This window comes from Muricaecibacterium torontonense, from assembly GCF_004793925.1.
Lineage (GTDB): Bacteria > Actinomycetota > Coriobacteriia > Coriobacteriales > Atopobiaceae > Leptogranulimonas > Leptogranulimonas caecicola.
In genome coordinates this window covers 209,254-228,617 of sequence record NZ_SRYE01000002.1, presented here as the reverse complement: position 1 = coordinate 228,617, position 19,364 = coordinate 209,254, and the positions used below count along the sequence as shown (strand labels likewise).

Below are 19,364 nucleotides of genomic sequence, written 5' to 3'. Positions count from 1 at the left end.
CAACAGCCACCCGTTTCGCAAAGCCAGAGAGCCATAAGGTAAAGCCGCAGGTTGCGGATGAGCGTGTTTCTTGGTCCATAGTTGCCTCTTCCCGCAGTTGATGCATGCTGGCCCACTGACATCGGAAAATAGGCCAGTGGTTGCCTATTTCTGAAATTCTTCTGAAAGTATAGACCATCAACTTAGCAGCAAGAGAGCGCTATCCTTTCATATCTGCAAAAGTCTAATTAATGGACATCAGTGGATATGCTGTCGAGATGAGCTTTGCTGCGAGCGAGCGTCGACGCGCAGGGAAACAACCCCTTTAACACCACATCATGGCGGCTCTTGGCCGCCGGAGAGGGGCACCTATGGCAGAAACCAGCACAGCCCAAACCCCAGAGAAACCTGAGGAAAAGATTCCTGAGGCCGCGTCCAAGCACTATACCTGGACGGGCAAGGACGGCAAGACCATCGATTATACGGGCACCGCAGAGATGCTCACCATCTATAGCGACAAAGGCGAGGCCATGTGCCATCAGTTCTGCCTCTCCTATGTCTCTGACGAGCAGGACAAGTCCGACCGCCCCGTCACGTTCCTTTGGAACGGCGGCCCTGGCGGATCCTCTTCTATGGTGTGCATCGGCGGCCAAGGCCCTGTGCGCGTGCCCACCGATGGCACCAAGCACCTGCCCAACACCTGCCCGGTAGAGGACAACCCCTATACCCTGCTGCAGGTCTCTGACCTGGTGTTCATCGATGCCCCTGGCACCGGCTACTCTCATGTGGCGGCCGGCTACGACCCCAAGAAGGTCTGGGGCGTCGACGGTGACGGCGACGCCATGGCGCGCACCATCATCGCCTGGCTCAACGAGCACAATGCTTGGGACCGTCCTCACTACCTTTACGGCGAGTCCTACGGCACCACCCGCGCAGCGGTGGTCTATCGCCTGCTGGGCGAGCGCGGCGTAGGCGTGGACGGCGTGGTGGAGCAGTCCTCCATCTTGGACTACGCCGTGATGCTGCCGGGCAACGACGACTACTACGCCGGCATGTTCCCGGTCATGGCCGCCACCGCCCAGTCGGCCGGTGTCGTTGGCCAGGGCGTCGACCCTGAGACCTGGTTTGGCCAGGCCATGGACTTTGTCAACAACACCTATATCAACGCCCTCACCATCGCCGGCAACCTGCCTCAAGACAAGATGCAGGAGGTCGCCGAGCAGATGCATGAGTTCTGCGGCCTGCCTGTGGACTTCATCATGGCCCGCAAGCTGCGCATCGACCTCTTCGAGTTCCGTGCCCACTTCTCTCAGGACAAGGGTCTCTCCCACGGTCGCTACGACACCCGCTTCACCGAGCAGGTCTACCAGCCCATCCAGGGCGACCTGGGCTTCTTCCAGATGGAAGACCCCTCTTACGACGCAATCCAGGTGGTCTACAACGAGGTCTACCAAAAGCTCCTGCGCGATATGGGCTTTAAGGGCTACCCCAACTACTGCGGCCTGAACATCGAGGTCAACGAGTCCTGGAATTGGAATCACAACATGCCCGGCGTCGGCAGCGCCCCCATGCCCAACGTGGCCTTCGACATCGCTACGGCTCTCCGCCGCAACCCCACCAGCCACGTCATCTTCTTGGGCGGACGCCACGACGGCGCCACCCCCTATTGGAACGTCATCCACGACATGGCCAAGATGTACCTGCCCGAGGACCTCTCCCGCCAGATCCTCTGGCATGAGTCTTCCAACGGCCACATGCTCTATGCCGACACCCCTGCCCTCGAAGACACCACGCCAGTGCTCCAAAAGTTCTACGAGCTTCGCCACCAAAACTAACCGTTCTCGCCCATAACCAGGTGCCCTAGCCCTTTATCTAAGAGAGGGTTGGGGCACCTTTCTTACCTCAGAGGAGGATGCATGTACTATTCCAGCGGCAACTACGAAGCCTTCGCCCATCCTTTGAAGCCGGAAGGAGTGGAATCCAAGCACGCCTATATCGTAGGCAGCGGCTTGGCGGGCTTATCGGCAGCGTGCTTTTTGGTGCGCGACGGCCAGATGCCTGGCAAGAACATCCATGTTCTGGAGCGCGACCCCAGGGCCGGCGGCGCCTGCGACGGCTGGGACTATGCGCAGCTGGGCTACACCATGCGCGGCGGTCGCGAGATGGACAACCACTTCGAGGTCATGTGGGATCTCTTCCGCGACATCCCCTCGTTTGAAGACGAGAATGTGAGCGTGCTCGACTACTACTACTGGCTCAACAAGCGCGACCCCAACCACTCGCTCTGCCGCGCCACCAAGGATCGCGGCCAAGACGCCCATACCAACAACAAGTTCAACCTGTCCGACAAGGGCTGCATGGAGATCATGAAGCTCTTCTTCACCCCCGAAGAGGAGCTTCAGGACAAAAAGATCACCGAGTATTTCTCCGATGAGGTTCTGAACAGCAACTTCTGGCTCTATTGGCGCACCATGTTCGCCTTCGAGAACTGGCACAGCGCTCTGGAGATGAAGCGCTACATCACCCGCTTCATCCACCATGTAGGAGGCCTGCCCGACTTCAGCGCCCTGCGCTTCACCCGCTACAACCAGTATGAGTCCATGATCCTTCCCATGGTGCGCTACCTGGAGAAGGCCGGCGTGGACTTCCAGTACAACACCCATGTGACCGACGTGCGCTTCTCGGTAGACGAGGCCAAGAGCGACAACCGCAAGGTGGCTACCCAAATCAAGCTGCGCCGCAACGAGAGCCAGGCAGCCCAAGACGCCACCACAGGCGTGCCAGACGGCGGCCAGGTAGAGCCCGGCGCCGAGGAGACCATCGAACTCTCTGAAAACGACCTGGTCTTCATCACCCCTGGCAGCTGTGTGGCCCACTCCACCTTTGGCGACCAGGACACCCCCGCTGCCTTCGCCCCCGAGCTCTGCGACGGCGACGGCTGGGACCTTTGGAAACGCATCGCCGCCCAAAGCCCCGACTTTGGCCATCCCGAGAAGTTCTGCTCAACCCCCGAGCTCTCCAACTGGGAGAGCGCTACCATCACCACCTTGGACGAGCGCATCCTGCCCTATATCGAGAAGATCTGCAAGCGCGACCCGCTCTCCGGCGGCGTGGTCACCGGCGGCATCGTGAGCGTGGAGGACTCCAACTGGCTGCTCTCCTGGACCATCAACCGCCAGCCACAGTTCAAGGAGCAAAAGCCCGGCACTGTGTGCGTGTGGGTCTACTCCCTCTTTACCGATAAGCCCGGCAACTACATCCAGAAGCCCATGCGCCAGTGCACCGGCAAGGAGATCTGCGAGGAGTGGCTCTATCACCTGGGCGTGCCCGAGGACCAGATCGAGGACCTTGCCGAGAAGAGCGCCAACACCGTGCCCTGCATGATGCCCTATATCACGGCATTCTTCATGCCTCGCGCCGCCGGCGACCGCCCGCTGGTGGTGCCGGAAGGCGCCAAGAACTTCGCCTTCATAGGTCAGTTTGCAGAGACTCCGCGCGATACCATCTTCACCACCGAGTACTCCATGCGCACCGGCATGGAGGCCGTCTACACCCTGCTGGACATCGACCGAGGCGTCCCCGAGGTCTGGGGCAGCGCCTTTGACCTACGCTGCCTGCTCAACGCCACCGTGATGCTGCGCGACGGCAAGCCCGCCACCGACATGAACATGAGCCTCTTGGAAAAGCTCATGCTCTCCCGTGGCCTCAAGGCAATCGAGGGCACCGACATCTACGATTTGCTGCTGGAATACGGCGTCATTCCCGCTACCGAGAAGAACGCCGACGACCCCAAGCCTGCCACCGGCGCCGTGTGGCCCGGCATTCACTGATCCTCTTTGTTGATCTGAGTCGCCTCTCCTTCCCGGCATTCCATGCATGCAGCTATGGAATGCCGGGTAGGAGGTTACCGTCTTTAAGAATCATCGCTGGCGGGGCGCCCATGATATCTTTCTATAAACCAAAAGAGGGGCGTATTGAAAAAGTCTCTGGTCTTGAGCCAGATTGCTGGATTGAAGTTCAAGAGCCAAGGGTCTGTGACTTGGCTTTCCTTATTCTTGATCTGGGCATCGCAGATGAGTTCATCAAGAAAGCCTGCGATGACAAAGAGGCCTCTCACATAGATTATGACGACGCTACAGGGCAAGTCCTCGTGGTGGTGGACTGCCCTTTCAAAGAGAGCGACTCATCTGAACTCGCCCGCAGCCAATACAGCACCCATCCGCTCGCATTCATCTTTTTGCCTGACAAGGGGTGCTTTGTCACGTTCTCGCTCACCGCTGACGATACGGTTGCTAGCTTCAGACATACAGCCATCACGGATGCCAGAACACATTTGCCAGCTGATCTTCTCCTCCGAATGCTCCTCACAGTAACCAACCGCTACCTCGCAGACCTTCGTTCCATTAGCAGCCAGATTCGCAAAAACGAAGATATCTTACGACACACCATGGACAACGACGTACTCATCTCCATGCTGGGCGCAGAAAAGTCATTGATTCATTTTTCCATGTCTCTTCAAGAGCTGGAAGCCACAGTGAAACTCATTGGCACTGGCCGCGTGATTCCCCTCCACAGCGAAAGCGGTCTGTTAGACGATCTGCTCATCGAGGTGCACCAGGCAGTGGCCATGTGCGACATCTGCACCAGGGTTTTAAATGGCGTGAGCGACACCTTCTCAAATGTGATGTCCAATAACCTCAACAAGACGATGCAGACGCTTACCGTGCTCACCCTGATTCTCTCAATACCTGCAGCAGTATTTGGTTTTTATGGCATGAACGTGGCGCGACTCCCTTTTGTGGACTCTTGGGTACCTGCACTCCTCATTTCCTTGGCTATCTCGGCGCTGGCTATAGCAATTCTCAAGGGACGCCGTCTTATCAAGTAATAGAAGAAAACGAATGCCTGGGAGAACTGACGGTTTCTATAGTGCACTCATCGATGGTCCTAGCACTTCCTTAAAAGTTCCTGTGATACCTTCTTATCAGGAACTTGTAAGGAATGGAGTGATATGACTGCTTTGCATCGGGGCATCGCCCTTAATCCCAAGGTCATTGGCACTACCGTTGCCTGCGGCGCCCTGGCGCTCACGCTGGCGGGCTGCGGTCAGCCTCAACAGCCAGAGCCGGCGCCTGAGGCTTCAGCAGCCACCCAGGAGGCGCCAAAGGAGGAAGCCGAGCCTCAGGAGGCCAAGCTCGCTATCCCCAACTGCACCTTTACGGACTCCGGCCACGAGTTGGTGGACGTCACCGGCAAGCCTATGGAAAACCCTGTCGCCAACATGATTGACCCCGGCCAGAACGAAAGCGAAGACGAGACACAACTCATTGGCCTCGCCACCCAAGATCGCTATGTGGTGCTTACCACCAGCTCTGAGTACGACAAGGAGTGGGATACCGCCTACGACAAGAAGTCCAGTTTCTCGGTGATCGACGGCGAAGGCAAGACCGTTGCCAGCTTAGATGACGCGCTTTCCAAGTACGGTACGGCCTATGAGCTCAATACCCGTGGTGGCTCCAACACCCTGGCCTTCACCAATGACTGCTTCATCCTTCCCCTCACTGTGCTCGACGAGCAAGAGCAGCGACACTCCGTCAATGTGGTCATCGACCGCGACGGCAAGGAACTGTTCTCTGTGGGCGACCTGCCTGCGTGCACCATTCAATCTAGCGACAGCGACACAGACCTGCGCTTCTACAACGGCGCCCACTTCGTTTACGGCAATAAGACCATCGTGGACACCTCGGGCAAAACCCTTGCGACCGTGGATACCGACGGTGACATACGCCTTTGCGGCGAGGGACACTACGCCGGCCTGGGCCACAAGGTGGGGCAGATCTTTAACTACGACGGCTCGCTGGCGCTCGATGTCACTACCCTCTCTGACGATAAGATCGCCTACGGCTTCCGTGCCATCGACGCAGTGCTTGGAGACAACCTGCTGTTGCTTGAGGGCCAAGAACAAAACCCCCATGGAGGCAGCTCCCGCACAGTAAAAGGCATCTACAACCTGGCTACCAGCAGCTGGGCAGTGGAGCCTAGCTGCGGTTTAATGAATGCCAGGCCTTCCTACAACGGCCTCGTCTACGTGAGCGCCAAGTCCAAGGATGTCCTTGAAGGCACCTATAGCAATGCTGACTCTGACGACGACGGCTATGCCTGCCTCATCAACGCCTCCGGCGACGTGGTCTTTGACCTGTCTATGAGCGGCATTGACAAGCTGGCCGATCTCACAGAGTTTGACGCCATGTACCTGAGCGATGGCTACTGGTACCTCCAGGGATTTAAGGGCAATCCCCCTCTTAATGAAGACGGAGCCATTAGCCTCATCGCCTACTTTGATGAAAGCGGTAAATACGTAGGTTGCACTCCCACCACCATGCATCCCGATCCTTCCTACGACAGCCTTAACGCCGCTATGTCGGTAGACCACTAGGAGAGAGAATAAGACGCGCTACGAAGCAGCTGTACGAGGTTATCGTTGCGAGCTGCTGTACGAGGTGAGCTGCTGTATGAGGCGAGCCATTGTGCGTAGCTACGAAACACATGATGTTATAAAGCACATGACGAAGCTACGGAGCACATGAGGTCATGTATCCCTCGGAAAATATGCTGCTATCGCTACATTCTAATGAAGCGATAGCAGCATTTTATTTTAGTAAAATTTCTATTTACTACTTAAGCTACATATTAATGTAGCTTAAGTAGTACTTTTTCAGAGTGCACGACTAATAAACTTGCAGTGTACGTCTTCGACGCAGCGGAAGTTTTCGCTGCAGTGTACGTCTTCGACGCAATGTACGCTCTTGGCGCATTACATACTCTTGGCATAGATGTATCAGTGGGATCTCTAGCATTCCCCCATTAGTGCATTTATTAACTAGCTCAAGCACTATTGAGTCCTTGTGCCCCGCCGCAAGTCTGCCAACTTTTGACGAACAGCCACCAGAGCTTCTTGAGGGTCATCGATGTCTGCCACAGCCGATTCTATAGGGCATGGTCCATCGCCTGCACGATTCACGATGGCGTCGACCTCCTGCTCGGCAATGGGATTGATGGAGCCCCGCCTCAGCACTTCGACGGCGCGGCGGCTCATGATGGGAGCCCACACCTCGCGCACCCCTAGCAGGCAGTAGAGAAATGCAGCGCCGGCGCCTACGACCTTATCGGCAGCACTGGCACCTTCCCAGGACACATCGCCCTCAAGCAGAGCCAGCAGCGGGGCCACTCCCCGCTCATGGCTCGTCGCAATCGTCTCGCCGCAGCAAAGAGCCAGAGTGAGATCGTGGGTTTCCAAAAGCTCCTTGGCATGGGCGGTGTCGCTAGTCACGGGCGGCTCCGCGGACAGACTGCGCCTTTACCGCAAGCAGGATTGCAGGAATCAACAGCCACTGGAGGCAAAGGCCAGGCAGGCCCGCCCCTGTGGCAGAGAGCACGGAGACCACCGGGGGCACGCCTGTTGTTACCACGCCAGCAGCCGCAAGAGCTGCGGCCCTGAGGAACCTGCCCGCTAGCTGGGCAGCCAAGAGCTTCACGATAAGCGAGGTGTTCCAAGAACGCGCAAAGCCGGCAGCCAATCCATAGCCCGCCAGCTCGACCATCATAAAGGAAAGCATGACCGCCCCCGGCACACCAGAAAGCGCAAAGCTGGCGACGGGGCCCAAAATCCCTGCTACAAAAGATGTTGGGCTCACAAGCATATCCTCTCCTCTTCCCACGCCTTTGGCATGGGATCTCGTCTCCCTTAATAGTACACGCCCTAAAACCGACGTAAGGTCAAGTAACAAGGGCTTATCCCCTATAAATGCGCAGCTATGGGCCTACGCTGCGAGCCCTTTCACATTTCGAATTTCGTCAGTATTTCAGCTGGTCTCGTTCTTTACGTAGAAGACTTCACAGGTAAAACAAGCCGCTCCCAAGCAGGAGGCGCCCAAGCTTGGCGACGACGATGGCCTCTGGCCTGTATTCTTCGCCCTTGCCATGCTCGTGACCTTCGGTATCGTAGATTTGGCTTGGAGACATCACCGCCAATAACAGTACCTAGGAGCGCTCTTTGACCAAAGCTCGCCCGCGCACACTACAACCCGAGCATCCACTGCCTGCCCCTCAGGCTCCCGGATGCTCGGGTTATTGTACTTTCAACCCACATAGTCCACGCTGCCAGCGCTGCCAAACCCAGGGCGCACGCTACGCAGCCCTCTGGCCCGACAACACGCCCCGCTGTTCCTGGGCCAACCCCCAAAACCCTTCCTACCTGGACTACCACGATCATGAGTGGGGCATACCCTGTCACGACGACCGGCGCCTCTTCGAGCTTTTTGCCCTCAGTTGCTTCCAAGCCGGCCTTTCTTGGGAATGCATCCTCAACAAACGAGAAGCGTTTCGCCAAGCCTTCTGCGATTTTGACATCGATCAAGTAAGCGTTTTCGATGCCGAGAAAATCGATCTTCTCGCTTGCGACCCATCCATCATCCGCAGCAAGCCTAAGATTCGTGCCGTGGTAAAGAATGCCCAGGTGGCAAAAGCGATTCAGCAAGAGATTGGTTCGCTGGATCGCTACTTCTGGAGTTGGGTAGATTTCGAGCCGATGCATGAGACTGGCCACACCTCATCGCCCTTATCGGCAGCCCTGGCCAAGGATCTCAAAGCTCGCGGCATGAGTTTTGTGGGCCCCACTACCGTCTATGCCTTCATGCAGTCAGCCGGACTCATCAACGGCCATCAGCCGGGGTGCTTCCTGTACAGCGACTTTGGGTAGTAATTTAATCATCTCCAAGGCTTGGCGACTTATCCCGTATAGGCATCGCTGGCGCTATTGGAAAAGTCTTGGGAGCTAAGCCAGGCTGCTTCTTTATCGTTTTCTGGAATGTCTATGCGCTCGATCTTGAAGATCACAGGACGAGTGCCATCGTTCGAGAGCCACCCAAAGACCTTTGGTTGCCCTTGGCCTCGCATTTAACGCAGCTCTTTGAGATAGAGCACGTCGCAGGCGTAATGGCCCGTTTGACCCAACGGCCCTTCGATCCTATGGAAACCTCGCTTCTCATAAAACCGCTGCGCAGGCACCATGTTTCCAAAGGTTTCCAGGTAGCAGGAGTCGTAATTCTCGGCAGCGAAGGTAAGGGCTACATCCATCAGCCTGTGTGCCGCGCCTGTACCTCGCGCTTCTGGATAACAGTACATTTTTTGAAGCTCACAGACCCCTGGCACGCCCGGCAGCGGGCCAACCCCTACGCCGCCCACTACCTTTCCAGTTGCGTCTTCTGCCACCCAGTAACAGCAGTTATCGGGAGCGTAGACCTCAGAGAAGCTTCCAAGCCCCGGGTCTTCCCAGGCAGTGCCCTCATGATCTCCGCCATACTCCTTGAGGCAGTAACGGATGATCTCCTCTACGGCAGCGTTGTCCTTCGCGGCTATTTCTCGCACGGTATAGTCCATGGCATTTCCCTGTGGGCGATGGCTGATTTTTATCTTACAGACAGTTTCATTTTCTCAAAACCAGCTCCCCAAGAGGGACCGACTTGGCTTCTTCTTCAGACTCCCCTATTACTTGTAGGCTTTTTACCTATCGCCCTTTCTCTTGGGGCCTGAGGGTACAAGCCGCTCCGTAAAGGCTTGGAAAGGCGGCATTCATGAAAGTATTCGTTGGCGGCGCGACTGGACGCGTAGGCCAAAAGCTCACAGAGACCCTTGCAAAAGAAGGCCACGAGGTGGTGGCAGCAAGCAGGCACCCTCTCCCTGCTACACAGGACAATGTCATCCCCGTCGAGTTCGACTTCCATGACGATGTGGCAGCCATGATGCCCAAGCTCGAGGGCTGCGATGCGGTGTTTTTTGTGGCAGGTTCCCGAGGGAAGGACCTTTTGCAAACGGACGCCTTCGGCGCCGTCAAACTCATGAAAGCCGCCGACGCGCAAAGCATCAACCGCTTTATCATGCTCAGCTCCATGTTTACCCTAGAGCCAGAGAAATGGGCTCAGGAGCCGGGCATAGCAGACATCACCGATTACAACATCGCCAAGATGTTCGCAGACCATTGGCTCGCCCAAACCGACTTGGATTGGACCATCGTCCAAGCCGGCCTCCTTCGAGAGGAAGATCCCACCGGCAAGATTGTGATAAATCCTGACCACGAAGGTCCCGTTGCCATTCCTGACATCGCATCCACTTTGGCTGCCGCCCTTCCCATGCCCACTACCTATCGACAGGTGATCAGGGTCAAAAACGGCGAGACTCCCATTGCCGATGCCTTGGCGGCCGTTTAGGGAATATATCGAGTGTTTTCAATCCAGGAAAGCAAAGGAGTTTTCCATGGCATGCACCACATTGCTCGTTGGCAAACACGCCACCAACGACGGATCGACCATCGTCGCCCGCAACGAGGACGGCGAGGACTTTTCCTTCGATCCCAAACAGCTCGTCGTAGTGAACCCTGAGGACCAGCCCCGCACCTATACCGGAGTAGCCAACCACCTCACCATCGAGCTGCCAGACAACCCGCTGCGCTATACCTGCACCCCCAATGCAGACAAGTCCAACGGCATCTGGGCAGAGACCGGCATCAACGCCGCCAACGTCTCCATGAGCGCCACCGAGACCATCTCGGCCAATGCCCGCGTGCTGGGGGCAGATCCTCTGGTGTGCTATCAACCCGCTCAGGGCACCCCGGGCGATCCTGACTATCGTCCCGAGGTCCCAGGGGGCATCGGCGAGGAGAACCTGCCCACCATCACCCTTCCCTACATCCAAAGCGCCCGTGAGGGCGTCCAGCGCTTAGGCATGCTGGTAGAGAAGTACGGCACCTACGAGACCAACGGCGTGGCCTTTGGCGATGCCGACGAAGTGTGGTACTGGGAGAACATTGGCGGCCATCACTGGATCGCCCGCCGCGTGCCTGACGACTGCTACGTGGTGCAGCCCAACCGCCAAGGCATCGACACCTTTGACCTGGCGGACGCCCTAGGCGACCAGAAAGACTACATGTGCAGCGCAGACCTGGCCACTTGGATCCGCGAGAACGACCTGCTCATGGACATGCCCGAAGTGGCCTCTGAAGAGACCGTCGATGGGCTTCCCCGCTTTTTCGACGCTCGCATTGCGTTTTCTACCTACACTTGGCTCGACCAGCTCTACAACGCCCCTCGCAAATGGTATCTCTGCAGTCGCCTGACCCCTTCTGACCAGCGGTTCCACGGAACCGATCCCGCCTTTGGGCCTGAGAGCCTGGACATCCCCTGGGCGATGCGCCCCGACAAGAAGCTCTCCGCCTCAGACGTCAAGGACCTCTTGGCCACCACCTATGACGGCACCCAATACGATCCCTATGGCACCAAAGGAACCCCAGCTACCCGCCATCAGTATCGCTATGTGGGCATCGACCGCACTTCTGAGTGCTCCATCCTGTGCATCCGCTCCCGGGCGCCCAAAGCCCTCCAGGGCATCCATTGGTTCGCTCCCGCCTCTGGCCCCTTCAATACCGCAGTGGCCGTCTATGCCAACGTAGAAAAGACCCCTGCCTACTTGGACACCCCGGCCCAGGTGACCACCGACAGCCTCTATTGGAACAACCGCCTAGTCGCCGGCCTTGCAGATCCCCAGTTCTTTGAGAGCTACGAGTCCATCCAGGCCTATCGCCTGAACACCATGGCCCAAGGCTACCAATCGCTTCGCGAGACCGATGCCCAGCTGCAAGCACTTGCCCAAGAAGGCAAGGTGGACCTGGACTCCACCGACGATCCTCAGGTTCACCAGCTTCTCGAGACAGCAAATCAAGCCCTTACCGATAAGATCCAACACCAGACCCGCGACCTTTTGGGTACCGTGCTCGACCAGCGCACGGTGGGCATGAAGAACGCCTTCAACATGAACGACCACTAAGCCTTTTGCTTCGAATCCTTTTGCGACGTCTCGAGCGTGAGGGATGTAGGCTCTACAAAAACGTGGAGCCTGCATCCCTCAACTTGTGGCCTTTGACCAAATATCAGAAACTCTAAGAGACATTCCGTTTCTTATCGGCGCATCAAGGAAGTCAGCGAACCATGGACAGCACACCCTTTTCACGGCGGACGTTCATGGCCGGCACGGCTCTCGCCGTTTCCCTTGGTTTAGGGAACTTGTTGTCAGGATGATCCTCTCATAGAAATCCAGCCCGTGCAGCCAAAAGGCACCTCCCGCCAGTCATAGGCGCCCTTAAAGCTCTGAGAGCAGGTATCCGTAACCTTCTGCTTCCATTTGGTCCCTGGGCACAAAGCGCAGCGCTGCCCCATTGATGCAGTAGCGCTGTCCTCCCAGCTCTTGCGGGCCGTCATCAAAGACATGCCCCAGATGGCTGGAGCCGGCGCTGCTGCGCACTTCTACTCGTGGGATCCCCCTCAGCGAAGTATCCACCTGCTCTTCCAGGGCGCTCTGAGCAATAGGCCGAGAAAAAGCCGGCCATCCACACCCGGAGTCAAATTTGTCGCGGGAAGAGAAGAGGGGTTCGCCAGTCACGGCATCAACGTAGATACCCTCATCAAACAAGTGATCATAAGGATGGGAGAATGCGGGCTCTGTGGCAGCTTGCTGGGTTACCTGATAGGTAGCAGGATCCAGGGCGGCTTCTAGCTGAGCCTGCTCCGGCTTTTGATAGTGTTGGGCCACCAGCACAAAGTCTGCAGCATGGGAGGCTACGAACTTCTCGGCATCAGAGAGGTTTACGTGACAATAGCCTTGGGGATTAGCGTCCAGATAGTCTTGGTGGTAGTCTTCGGCCGGATAGAAGTTTATTAATGGTTGCGCTTCGACGCGCAAAGGCTTGCCAATGCGGCGCCAGAGCTTGAGGAGCTCCGAGGTTACGACAGCCTCGTCCTGAGGATCGGTCCAGTAGATGCCCGTGCGATACTGGGTGCCGCGATCATTTCCTTGTTGATTGAACGAGGTGGGGTCTATGGTTTGAAAGTAGGCTTCTAGCAGCAACGGCAGCGAGATGACTTGAGGATCGTAGGTCACCTTCACAGCCTCTGCTGCATGGGTAGCCCCTGTACATACCTGCTGGTAGCTTGGGTTTTCTACCTGACTATTGGCGTAGCCCACTTGGGTGCCCAGCACGCCGGGGAGCTTTTTCATATAGGCCTCGGTGCCCCAGAAGCACCCTCCAGCCAGCACGATGTTTCGCGTTTTCATAGGCGCCCCCTTCTTGGTAGCGTTTGCATTTGCCTTTTCCTACCGCAGCCGCCAGAGGATAAGCCATAATGATACCCCCACGATAGCCCCAGATAGGCTCCATTGCGAGAAACGCGCGCGCATGGAATTGCCCGCATAAGGGGTACAAATATCTAACCGATACGCCCCTGCTCCAAGAAAGCGAGTCTCCCATGAACGATCCTATAACCTCCCCCACCATCGAGGGGATGCGCGCCCACAGATCCATCCGCGCCTACTCGTCCAAGCCAGTGGACGAAGCCGTCCTCCGCAGCATCATGGATGCGGTGCAATCCATGCCCAACTGGGTCAACTGCCAGCATGTCTCTGTAGTAAACGTTGCCGATAAGGACCTCCGCAAGCAAGTGTTCGAGTTCTGCAACCAGCAGCCCTACGTGCTGGAAGCGCCGGTGTTCCTAGTCTTTTGCGCAGACTTCTACCGCACCTGGCTGGCCTGCCATGAGGACCAGGACACCTTTGACCAAGTGTCCAAAGTGCAGGACAACCTTATGGTTGGAGTCACTGACGCAGGCATCGCCCTGGGCTGGGCCGTGGCCGCAGCCGAGTCTTTGGGACTCGGCACCTGCGTTATCGGCGACGCCCGAGCTCACGGCCCCGAGATGGCGAAGGCCCTGGGATTACCTCGCTATGTCATCCCCATCGCCGGCCTCTGCATTGGCTATCCCGCACAAGATCCGGCACTCAAACCCCGTCTCCCCCACGAGGCAGTCTACTTCACCGACCGGTACAACCCGGACCTCAAGTCCCTTATCGATGGCTATGACCAGCGCTACCGTGCCTATCGGAGCCAACGGACCGAAGGGCAAGACAATGAAAGCTGGTCAGAGACGGTGGCCTCTTTCTACCAGGTGCCTTTCAAAAACCACCTGAGCGTTCCCCAGATGCTCGAGATGCAGGGGTTCAATCCTGGGTTGCCTGCCACGGACACTCCCCTGCAGCCTTAGGCCTGGGGGGCAGACACACTATCTCTGAGACCGGCTTGGCGGAATCGAGCCCGCCTACGCAAAATGCCCCAAGAAAGGCGCCGCGCTACTGAAGGTCCCCCTCATAGGGCAAGACCTCGGCAAGGTAGCCTTTCTGGCACAATGTGTGCTCTATCTCATCAAGCTCGGCCTCGGTATCTGCCGCAATGCGATGGAAGTGATACCCGCTGGTCACCATAAGCAGCGGAGAGCTCTTCCCTGAGTGAATGTTCTCGAGGTAGCGCTCGACGTCCTTGCGATTTTTAATATCGAGGACACCTGTGATGGTCCCGTACACACGATGGTTCACCATAACGTTGAGAACGGTTCCGCCTAGATCGACGATCGTCGTGAGCTCGTCTGCCACCTCGTCAAGACCATGGCATACCTTGATAAGGCGGGTGGGGATCTGCGGCGCATCTGCCCCATCGCGCAGCACATAACCCTTGTTGGTAGCGATAATGTCGTGGCCGTTGGCTCTAAGCAGCGCAATGTCCTGCACTACCACCTGCCGACTCACCCCCACAGCCTGTGCGAGCGAGCTGCCTGAGACAGCAACCTCGGATGCACTCAGTGCCTCTAAGATTTGCGATCTGCGCTCGCTGCCTTTCATTGCGCCACCCCGCTAGTACGCGCATCGTCAAGCAAGCGCAGATGCTTGAGGGATAGATCGAGGATAGGAGCAGAATGGGTGAGAGCGCCTGACGATATGTAGTCAACGCCCAAATCTGCCAGTGCGCGGATGTTGCCTGCGTCAACGTTGCCTGAGCACTCGGTCTTAGCACGGCCGTCGATCAGCGAGATCGCCGCAGCCATCTCGTCATGGGTCATATTATCAAGCATGATGATGTCGGCACCGGCTTCCACCGCTTCGCGCACCATGGCAAGATCCTCGCACTCGACTTCGACAGTGCAGGTGAACGGCGCATGGGCTCGAGCCGCAGCCACCGCAGCGGCTACGCCGCCAGCAGCGTCGATGTGATTATCCTTTAGCATCACGGCTGTCGAAAGGTTGTAGCGATGGTTGCGCCCTCCGCCAATCGCCACTGCAGCCTTCTCAAAGGCGCGTTGTGTGCAATCCTCCTGACAGCCTTGTGCATGGTCCTCCTGACAGCCCGGTTCTTTTGTAAGGATGTCGACCATTGCCACGTGGTCTAAGATGCGCACATTGGGCAGTCGGCGGACGGCGGCAAGCAGCGTGGTAGTGATCTCTTTGCCAGTTGTGTCTGCGTGATAGCAAATACGCGGGCGGCTATGTGCGCCTTCTCGCGTAAACGCAAGCATACCCTTCCAATCTCGCTCAAAATCGCAGCCCAAGGCCACAAGATCGTTAATGGCTGACCGGCTGGAGCGGATCATGATGTCCACGCTCTCACGGCGGTTCTCGTAGTGGCCAGCTGCGAGCGTATCTGCGAAGAAGGTCTCATAGTCCCCCCTCTTCGGGCAACACGCAGATTCCTCCTTGAGCGAGCATCGAGTCGCACTCATCGATAGCGCCTTTGGATAATAGTACGATGCTCATGCCGGTAGGCAGATAGAGCACAGCATAGAGCCCTGCCACACCACAGCCCACGATCACGACGTCTGCTTGCAGAGTGCTTCTGCCTTCATGCAGTGCGGCACAGTAGGTGGCGCCCTCATGAAGGCTCTGATAACCCTCCGGCACGGGATGGCAGCCCTGCGTCATGCATCCAGAAGATCCTTGGAATGCTTTGAATCAATCCGCTAGCAGCCTAAAAAATGTCTTTCGCTGTCCCATAAGAGGGTCACCCATCCTCGTATCTCCTTGTGATAATGGCAGTAAAAGCACAGCCGTACTCGAGGAGGAATCATGGGCGTCTTTTCAAAGCACTTTGCAGACTTCGACATTGCAGGCACTCGTTTTTGGGATGCCTCCCTGGTGGTCCACGACTTAGAAGTGGGTGACGGCGTTCAGCTAATGGCAGAGCCAGATAATCCTCATGACCCCAATGCGGTAGCGCTGGTATGGCACGACACCAAGCTGGGCTATATACCTCGTGCACTCAACGAGATCCCCGCTCAGCTCCTGCGTTTTGGGCACACCAATGTGCTGGAGTGCCGCATCTTGAAGGTAGACCCTAAGGCAGATACCTGGGAGCAAATCCATGTAGGCCTCTACTTTGTTGATCTCTCTCATGAGGAAGCCTAGTCGTCATCAACCAAAGCCCAAGTCTGTTACCCATGCTCACAGAGGTGACAAACTTCGTTTTTAGAGGCCAAGTGTCCACTTTGCTATTTACATGGTTGATAATGGTCCTCCATATTTCTCTTCCCGAAAAATGTCGCAGTTTTTGCGGACAGAATCTTATCAGGGTAAGAATCCAGGCGTCCAAAAACTTGAGAGACGCACCAGACCCCCAGAGTGTATGGCGGTCCTTACCGGTACGGGCGAATATGCATATCAAGCCGACGAAGGTTTATTTGTCATCCCGCTCCGCACACTAGGAGCATAACTAGTAAAGAGCGCCCTCATCTACCTCGCGCAACGCAAATGTTAACAAGCGTTGCTTGCACTATCCATGCTACTTCTGCCTAGATAGTGATGGCGGGAGGTTTGGAGGTCCCATGCTAGGCAACACTATCAAGGAATTAAGAAAGTCCAAAGGCCTTACCCAGGAAGAGCTGGCCATAAAGCTCAACGTGGTAAGGCAGACGGTTTCCAAGTGGGAGCAGGGGCTCTCGGTACCCGATGCGTCTATGCTTATCGTCCTTGCCGAGAAACTCGACACCCCGGTAAGCGTGCTTTTAGGTGAGCCTGTGGCAACGCAGGATCTTGACGAGCTCGCAGTCCTTGCAGAGAAGCTGGAGATCATCAACCTTCAGCTGGCGCAACAGCAGGAACGCCGGAGAAAGATGTTGTTTTGGGCGCTTGTGGCGCTTTGCGGCGTCATCGTCATCACCTATATGAGCCTCATAGCCTTGGGAAGCTCCTATTTAAGCTGGGACTTTTCTGATCCAGAGACTGCGATGGCAGCCACGCTCCTTCACGGCTTCGAATGGGTCTTTGTGCGAGGAGCCCCCATCGTGCTTGTCGCCGCAGCCGCCGGCATTGCAGCTATCTTCTCTAGGAAAGCCACGTAGACACCAAGCCCACTGTCGCTTCTGCTTGACACGGCCTCACCTTCAAGCTGCGATCTTGCTCCCAAGGGGCAAGATCGCAGCTATTTCCCAAATGCAGGCTTAAAACGCTGGATAATGCGCCTCTGTTAGACTTTTCTCTTGTGAGCTCAACCTACCGTGCGATGTGCACGCGAGGGCTGCCACCAAATTGTCTGTCGCCCACCCTGTGGTTGACAGCATTTGAACAGGAGCCTCGATGGAAACGTCTTTGAATGCGTTGCTCTTCATCCTCTACGGATGCTCGTTCATGTCGGGCTTCAACGAAAACCTTATGAACGTGGCGCTGGTTTCGATCATTGCCGATTTCACCATCGACACGGTAACGGCCCAGTGGCTCATTACCGGTTACATGATAATCGTAACTGTCACCGTGGCCTGCATGGCCTTTCTCTACCAGCGGTTCTCTTTACGCAAGCTCCTTTTTATAGCTGCAGGCCTGAATAGCCTTGGCTCGTTAGGCGGTTTTTGCGCCAATAGCTTCATCATGTTATTGGCCTCACGGCTTGTCCAAGCAGTGGGTGCTGGAGTCTTTATCCCCCTCATGATGAATGTCATCGTCGACTATGCCCCGCATAAGAAAATGGGGATGTTTCTCTCTTTGGGCTCGGCAATGATCACCCTAGGGCCTGCTACCGCCCCTATTTTGACAGGTTATATGGTGAGCTACCTTGGATGGCACAGCGTCTTTTTGGTACCGCTCGTCTTTGGGACACTCTTCATGGCCCTAGGATTCTTCGTAATCCCCAAAGAGAAGAAGATCGCCTGTGGAGGCTTTGATCTTTTGTCGGTTGCCCTCTTGGCGATCGCCGTGACAGCGCTTCCAACAGGGCTTTCAGAGATCTCAGCAAACCTGCTGGCAGGAATCCTAGAACTTGCCGGCGCCATCGTCTTGCTGGCGCTATTCGTGCGGCGCCAAAACTCCCTGGAGCAGCCGCTCATATCGCTCAAGCCCATGCGGTCGAGCCTGTTCTGGCCCGCTGTCGTCCTGGTAATGATCACCATGATGACCTATTTCTCGCTCTCGGTGGTTTCGCCGCTTTACTTCGAGGAGGGCGTAGGGCTCGACGCCTCGATGGTAGGTACTATTTTGATCTTCCCCGTCCTTGGCAACGCGTCTGCAGCCGCCATCTCCGGGAAGGTGTTCGACCGACGCGGCCCGTGGCCGCTCTTGCCTATAGGTTTTTTCATTGCGTGTGCAGGGTTGGCGCTCGCGGTGGCGGGCTCGTTCTTGCTTTGCCCCATAACCACCACCGCAGGCATTTTCTTTGGCTACCTTGGCACAGGCGCCGCGCTTTCATCCTCTCAAACCTCAGGGCTCAAGGTGCTTCCCGCAGATCTTCACTCCCACGGCGTGGCCTTGATGAGCACGTCGCTGCAGTTAGCTGCCTGTCTGGGGCCGGCGCTCTACATTGGCATCATGAGCGCGGTCTCACAGGCAGCCGAGCATGCGGGCGCCACCCCGCAGACCGCCTCTTCCCAAGGCTTTGGTGTCGCCATGATAGTCTCTTGTGTCATCGTGCTCTGCGGCCTCTTGCTAGCTCTTCGCTACTCCCGGCGCGCCAAGCGCCAGCGCTGAGGTACCGGCAACGCCTGAATGGCTTAGAACTTGCCGTTGTCGTTCTTCCAATCGCGCTTGGAAGGGATGGTTGCCATGACATCCCAGTGCTCGGCGATATTGCCGTCCTCATCGAAGCGTAAGATATCGAAGGCCACTTGTTCGCCAGCGCCTGCGAAGTTATAAATGCCATGCAGGAAGACCTTATCGCCATCCTCGAAGGCGCGGATGTTTTTTACGGTAGTGGGCACGGGAGCAGAGGCCAGGTACTCGACGCTGGACACAAAGGCGCCGCGGCCGGTGCCATAAGCCAGGTTGTGCTGGATGTAGTTCTCGGCTAGAAGGTCATGCGCTGTTTGAGTATCTCCAGTAGCAAAAGTGTTGATGAGGTCCAGCGCCTTTTGAATCTATGCAGAGGTTCCCCCTCGAGTCGAGTACTCTTTAACTGAGCTAGGACTTACTTTGAAGAGCGTGTTGAATGCGCTGTGGGACTAGGGAACCACCTATCAGGAGAAAGTGAAGTCCGG

21 protein-coding genes are annotated in these 19,364 nt (G+C 56.7%); 12 read left to right on the top strand and 9 right to left on the bottom strand.

Annotation, left to right across the window (positions count from 1 at the left end; genetic code table 11):
• Nucleotides 1–350: 350 nt before the first annotated feature.
• From E5334_RS03960 to E5334_RS03945, 4 genes are all read left to right on the top strand, one after another.
• Nucleotides 351–1,814 (top strand): S10 family serine carboxypeptidase-like protein, encoded by a 1,464-nt coding sequence (locus tag E5334_RS03960; protein ID WP_136012308.1) that lies wholly within the window; start codon nt 351–353, stop codon nt 1,812–1,814.
• Nucleotides 1,815–1,895: 81 nt separating this feature from the next.
• Complete coding sequence (locus E5334_RS03955; RefSeq protein WP_136012307.1) at nt 1,896–3,809, top strand: oleate hydratase; 1,914 nt, start codon at nt 1,896–1,898, stop codon at nt 3,807–3,809.
• A gap of 110 nt (nt 3,810–3,919) precedes the next feature.
• Nucleotides 3,920–4,867: a magnesium transporter CorA family protein gene (locus tag E5334_RS03950; RefSeq protein ID WP_167604292.1), complete on the top strand. Its 948-nt coding sequence runs from the start codon at nt 3,920–3,922 to the stop codon at nt 4,865–4,867.
• Nucleotides 4,868–4,990: 123 nt separating this feature from the next.
• Nucleotides 4,991–6,415 carry an LptM family lipoprotein gene (locus E5334_RS03945; RefSeq protein WP_136012305.1) on the top strand — a complete coding sequence of 475 codons (1,425 nt, stop codon included), beginning with the start codon at nt 4,991–4,993 and terminating at the stop codon, nt 6,413–6,415.
• Nucleotides 6,416–6,871: 456 nt separating this feature from the next.
• Here E5334_RS03945 and E5334_RS03940 read toward each other — a convergent pair whose 3' ends face one another.
• Both E5334_RS03940 and E5334_RS03935 read right to left on the bottom strand, forming a co-directional pair.
• Entirely contained in the window at nt 6,872–7,309 is a 438-nt protein-coding gene (locus tag E5334_RS03940) for a DUF1893 domain-containing protein (RefSeq protein ID WP_167604291.1), read from the bottom strand.
• The gene (locus E5334_RS03935) at nt 7,302–7,679 is read right to left on the bottom strand and encodes a hypothetical protein (protein ID WP_136012303.1); all 378 of its coding nucleotides are present in this window, start codon (nt 7,677–7,679) and stop codon (nt 7,302–7,304) included. The genes E5334_RS03940 and E5334_RS03935 overlap by 8 nt, the downstream gene beginning before the upstream one ends.
• Before the next feature lie 353 nt (nt 7,680–8,032).
• Here E5334_RS03935 and E5334_RS03930 point away from each other — a divergent pair, with 353 nt between their 5' ends.
• Nucleotides 8,033–8,737: a DNA-3-methyladenine glycosylase I gene (locus E5334_RS03930; RefSeq protein WP_275438918.1), complete on the top strand. Its 705-nt coding sequence runs from the start codon at nt 8,033–8,035 to the stop codon at nt 8,735–8,737.
• 29 nt (nt 8,738–8,766) lie between these two features.
• On the opposite strand, the gene E5334_RS08630 is transcribed toward E5334_RS03930, so the two are convergent.
• Entirely contained in the window at nt 8,767–8,934 is a 168-nt protein-coding gene (locus E5334_RS08630; protein WP_167604290.1) for a TIGR04076 family protein, read from the bottom strand.
• Complete coding sequence (locus E5334_RS03925; RefSeq protein WP_136012302.1) at nt 8,935–9,417, bottom strand: GNAT family N-acetyltransferase; 483 nt, start codon at nt 9,415–9,417, stop codon at nt 8,935–8,937.
• 194 nt (nt 9,418–9,611) lie between these two features.
• Between E5334_RS03925 and E5334_RS03920 the strand changes: the two genes are divergently transcribed.
• Nucleotides 9,612–10,244 (top strand): NAD(P)H-binding protein, encoded by a 633-nt coding sequence (locus tag E5334_RS03920; RefSeq protein ID WP_136012301.1) that lies wholly within the window; start codon nt 9,612–9,614, stop codon nt 10,242–10,244.
• A 46-nt stretch (nt 10,245–10,290) separates the two neighbouring features.
• Nucleotides 10,291–11,856, top strand: coding sequence for a C69 family dipeptidase (locus tag E5334_RS03915; protein ID WP_136012300.1), 1,566 nt, complete (start codon nt 10,291–10,293; stop codon nt 11,854–11,856).
• A 312-nt stretch (nt 11,857–12,168) separates the two neighbouring features.
• On the opposite strand, the gene msrA is transcribed toward E5334_RS03915, so the two are convergent.
• Nucleotides 12,169–13,140, bottom strand: a complete 972-nt coding sequence (gene msrA, locus E5334_RS03910; RefSeq protein WP_136012299.1) for a peptide-methionine (S)-S-oxide reductase MsrA — start codon at nt 13,138–13,140, stop codon at nt 12,169–12,171.
• A 191-nt stretch (nt 13,141–13,331) separates the two neighbouring features.
• Here msrA and E5334_RS03905 point away from each other — a divergent pair, with 191 nt between their 5' ends.
• On the top strand, nt 13,332–14,123 hold the full coding sequence (locus tag E5334_RS03905) for an NADPH-dependent oxidoreductase (protein ID WP_136012298.1): 792 nt from the start codon (nt 13,332–13,334) through the stop codon (nt 14,121–14,123).
• A gap of 85 nt (nt 14,124–14,208) precedes the next feature.
• On the opposite strand, the gene E5334_RS03900 is transcribed toward E5334_RS03905, so the two are convergent.
• From E5334_RS03900 to E5334_RS03890, 3 genes are read right to left on the bottom strand one after another with little or no spacing between them, the layout of a single operon-like run.
• On the bottom strand, nt 14,209–14,754 hold the full coding sequence (locus E5334_RS03900) for a transcription repressor NadR (RefSeq protein ID WP_136012297.1): 546 nt from the start codon (nt 14,752–14,754) through the stop codon (nt 14,209–14,211).
• Nucleotides 14,751–15,629 (bottom strand): FAD-binding protein, encoded by an 879-nt coding sequence (locus E5334_RS03895; RefSeq protein ID WP_136012296.1) that lies wholly within the window; start codon nt 15,627–15,629, stop codon nt 14,751–14,753. The genes E5334_RS03900 and E5334_RS03895 overlap by 4 nt, the downstream gene beginning before the upstream one ends.
• Nucleotides 15,565–15,828, bottom strand: coding sequence for an FAD-binding protein (locus E5334_RS03890; RefSeq protein ID WP_136012295.1), 264 nt, complete (start codon nt 15,826–15,828; stop codon nt 15,565–15,567). Before E5334_RS03890 ends, E5334_RS03895 begins: the two co-directional genes overlap by 65 nt.
• A gap of 144 nt (nt 15,829–15,972) precedes the next feature.
• On the opposite strand from E5334_RS03890, the gene E5334_RS03885 reads away from it, so the two are divergent.
• The 3 genes from E5334_RS03885 to E5334_RS03875 all read left to right on the top strand — a co-directional run bounded on the left by E5334_RS03885 (nt 15,973) and on the right by E5334_RS03875 (nt 18,858).
• Entirely contained in the window at nt 15,973–16,311 is a 339-nt protein-coding gene (locus E5334_RS03885) for an HIRAN domain-containing protein (protein WP_136012294.1), read from the top strand.
• Between the two features lie 416 nt (nt 16,312–16,727).
• A complete protein-coding gene (locus E5334_RS03880; protein ID WP_136012293.1) occupies nt 16,728–17,243 on the top strand; it encodes a helix-turn-helix domain-containing protein in 516 nt (171 codons plus the stop codon).
• A 235-nt stretch (nt 17,244–17,478) separates the two neighbouring features.
• Nucleotides 17,479–18,858: an MFS transporter gene (locus tag E5334_RS03875; protein WP_136012292.1), complete on the top strand. Its 1,380-nt coding sequence runs from the start codon at nt 17,479–17,481 to the stop codon at nt 18,856–18,858.
• Nucleotides 18,859–18,881: 23 nt separating this feature from the next.
• On the opposite strand, the gene E5334_RS03870 is transcribed toward E5334_RS03875, so the two are convergent.
• Nucleotides 18,882–19,223, bottom strand: coding sequence for a nuclear transport factor 2 family protein (locus tag E5334_RS03870; protein ID WP_275438932.1), 342 nt, complete (start codon nt 19,221–19,223; stop codon nt 18,882–18,884).
• A gap of 19 nt (nt 19,224–19,242) precedes the next feature.
• On the opposite strand from E5334_RS03870, the gene E5334_RS08900 reads away from it, so the two are divergent.
• A complete protein-coding gene (locus tag E5334_RS08900) occupies nt 19,243–19,332 on the top strand; it encodes a winged helix-turn-helix transcriptional regulator (RefSeq protein ID WP_136012510.1) in 90 nt (29 codons plus the stop codon).
• Nucleotides 19,333–19,364 lie beyond the last annotated feature (32 nt).

What these genes read in the sequence shown, in the direction of transcription:
- E5334_RS03960 (WP_136012308.1), top strand. Translation starts at nt 351, where the DNA reads ATGGCAGAAACCAGCACAGCCCAAACCCCAGAGAAACCTGAGGAAAAG.
- E5334_RS03955 (WP_136012307.1), top strand. Translation starts at nt 1,896, where the DNA reads ATGTACTATTCCAGCGGCAACTACGAAGCCTTCGCCCATCCTTTGAAG.
- E5334_RS03950 (WP_167604292.1), top strand. Translation starts at nt 3,920, where the DNA reads ATGATATCTTTCTATAAACCAAAAGAGGGGCGTATTGAAAAAGTCTCT.
- E5334_RS03945 (WP_136012305.1), top strand. Translation starts at nt 4,991, where the DNA reads ATGACTGCTTTGCATCGGGGCATCGCCCTTAATCCCAAGGTCATTGGC.
- E5334_RS03935 (WP_136012303.1), bottom strand. Translation starts at nt 7,679, where the DNA reads ATGCTTGTGAGCCCAACATCTTTTGTAGCAGGGATTTTGGGCCCCGTC.
- E5334_RS08630 (WP_167604290.1), bottom strand. Translation starts at nt 8,934, where the DNA reads ATGCGAGGCCAAGGGCAACCAAAGGTCTTTGGGTGGCTCTCGAACGAT.
- E5334_RS03925 (WP_136012302.1), bottom strand. Translation starts at nt 9,417, where the DNA reads ATGGACTATACCGTGCGAGAAATAGCCGCGAAGGACAACGCTGCCGTA.
- E5334_RS03920 (WP_136012301.1), top strand. Translation starts at nt 9,612, where the DNA reads ATGAAAGTATTCGTTGGCGGCGCGACTGGACGCGTAGGCCAAAAGCTC.
- E5334_RS03915 (WP_136012300.1), top strand. Translation starts at nt 10,291, where the DNA reads ATGGCATGCACCACATTGCTCGTTGGCAAACACGCCACCAACGACGGA.
- msrA (WP_136012299.1), bottom strand. Translation starts at nt 13,140, where the DNA reads ATGAAAACGCGAAACATCGTGCTGGCTGGAGGGTGCTTCTGGGGCACC.
- E5334_RS03905 (WP_136012298.1), top strand. Translation starts at nt 13,332, where the DNA reads ATGAACGATCCTATAACCTCCCCCACCATCGAGGGGATGCGCGCCCAC.
- E5334_RS03900 (WP_136012297.1), bottom strand. Translation starts at nt 14,754, where the DNA reads ATGAAAGGCAGCGAGCGCAGATCGCAAATCTTAGAGGCACTGAGTGCA.
- E5334_RS03895 (WP_136012296.1), bottom strand. Translation starts at nt 15,629, where the DNA reads ATGAGTGCGACTCGATGCTCGCTCAAGGAGGAATCTGCGTGTTGCCCG.
- E5334_RS03890 (WP_136012295.1), bottom strand. Translation starts at nt 15,828, where the DNA reads ATGACGCAGGGCTGCCATCCCGTGCCGGAGGGTTATCAGAGCCTTCAT.
- E5334_RS03885 (WP_136012294.1), top strand. Translation starts at nt 15,973, where the DNA reads ATGGGCGTCTTTTCAAAGCACTTTGCAGACTTCGACATTGCAGGCACT.
- E5334_RS03880 (WP_136012293.1), top strand. Translation starts at nt 16,728, where the DNA reads ATGCTAGGCAACACTATCAAGGAATTAAGAAAGTCCAAAGGCCTTACC.
- E5334_RS03875 (WP_136012292.1), top strand. Translation starts at nt 17,479, where the DNA reads ATGGAAACGTCTTTGAATGCGTTGCTCTTCATCCTCTACGGATGCTCG.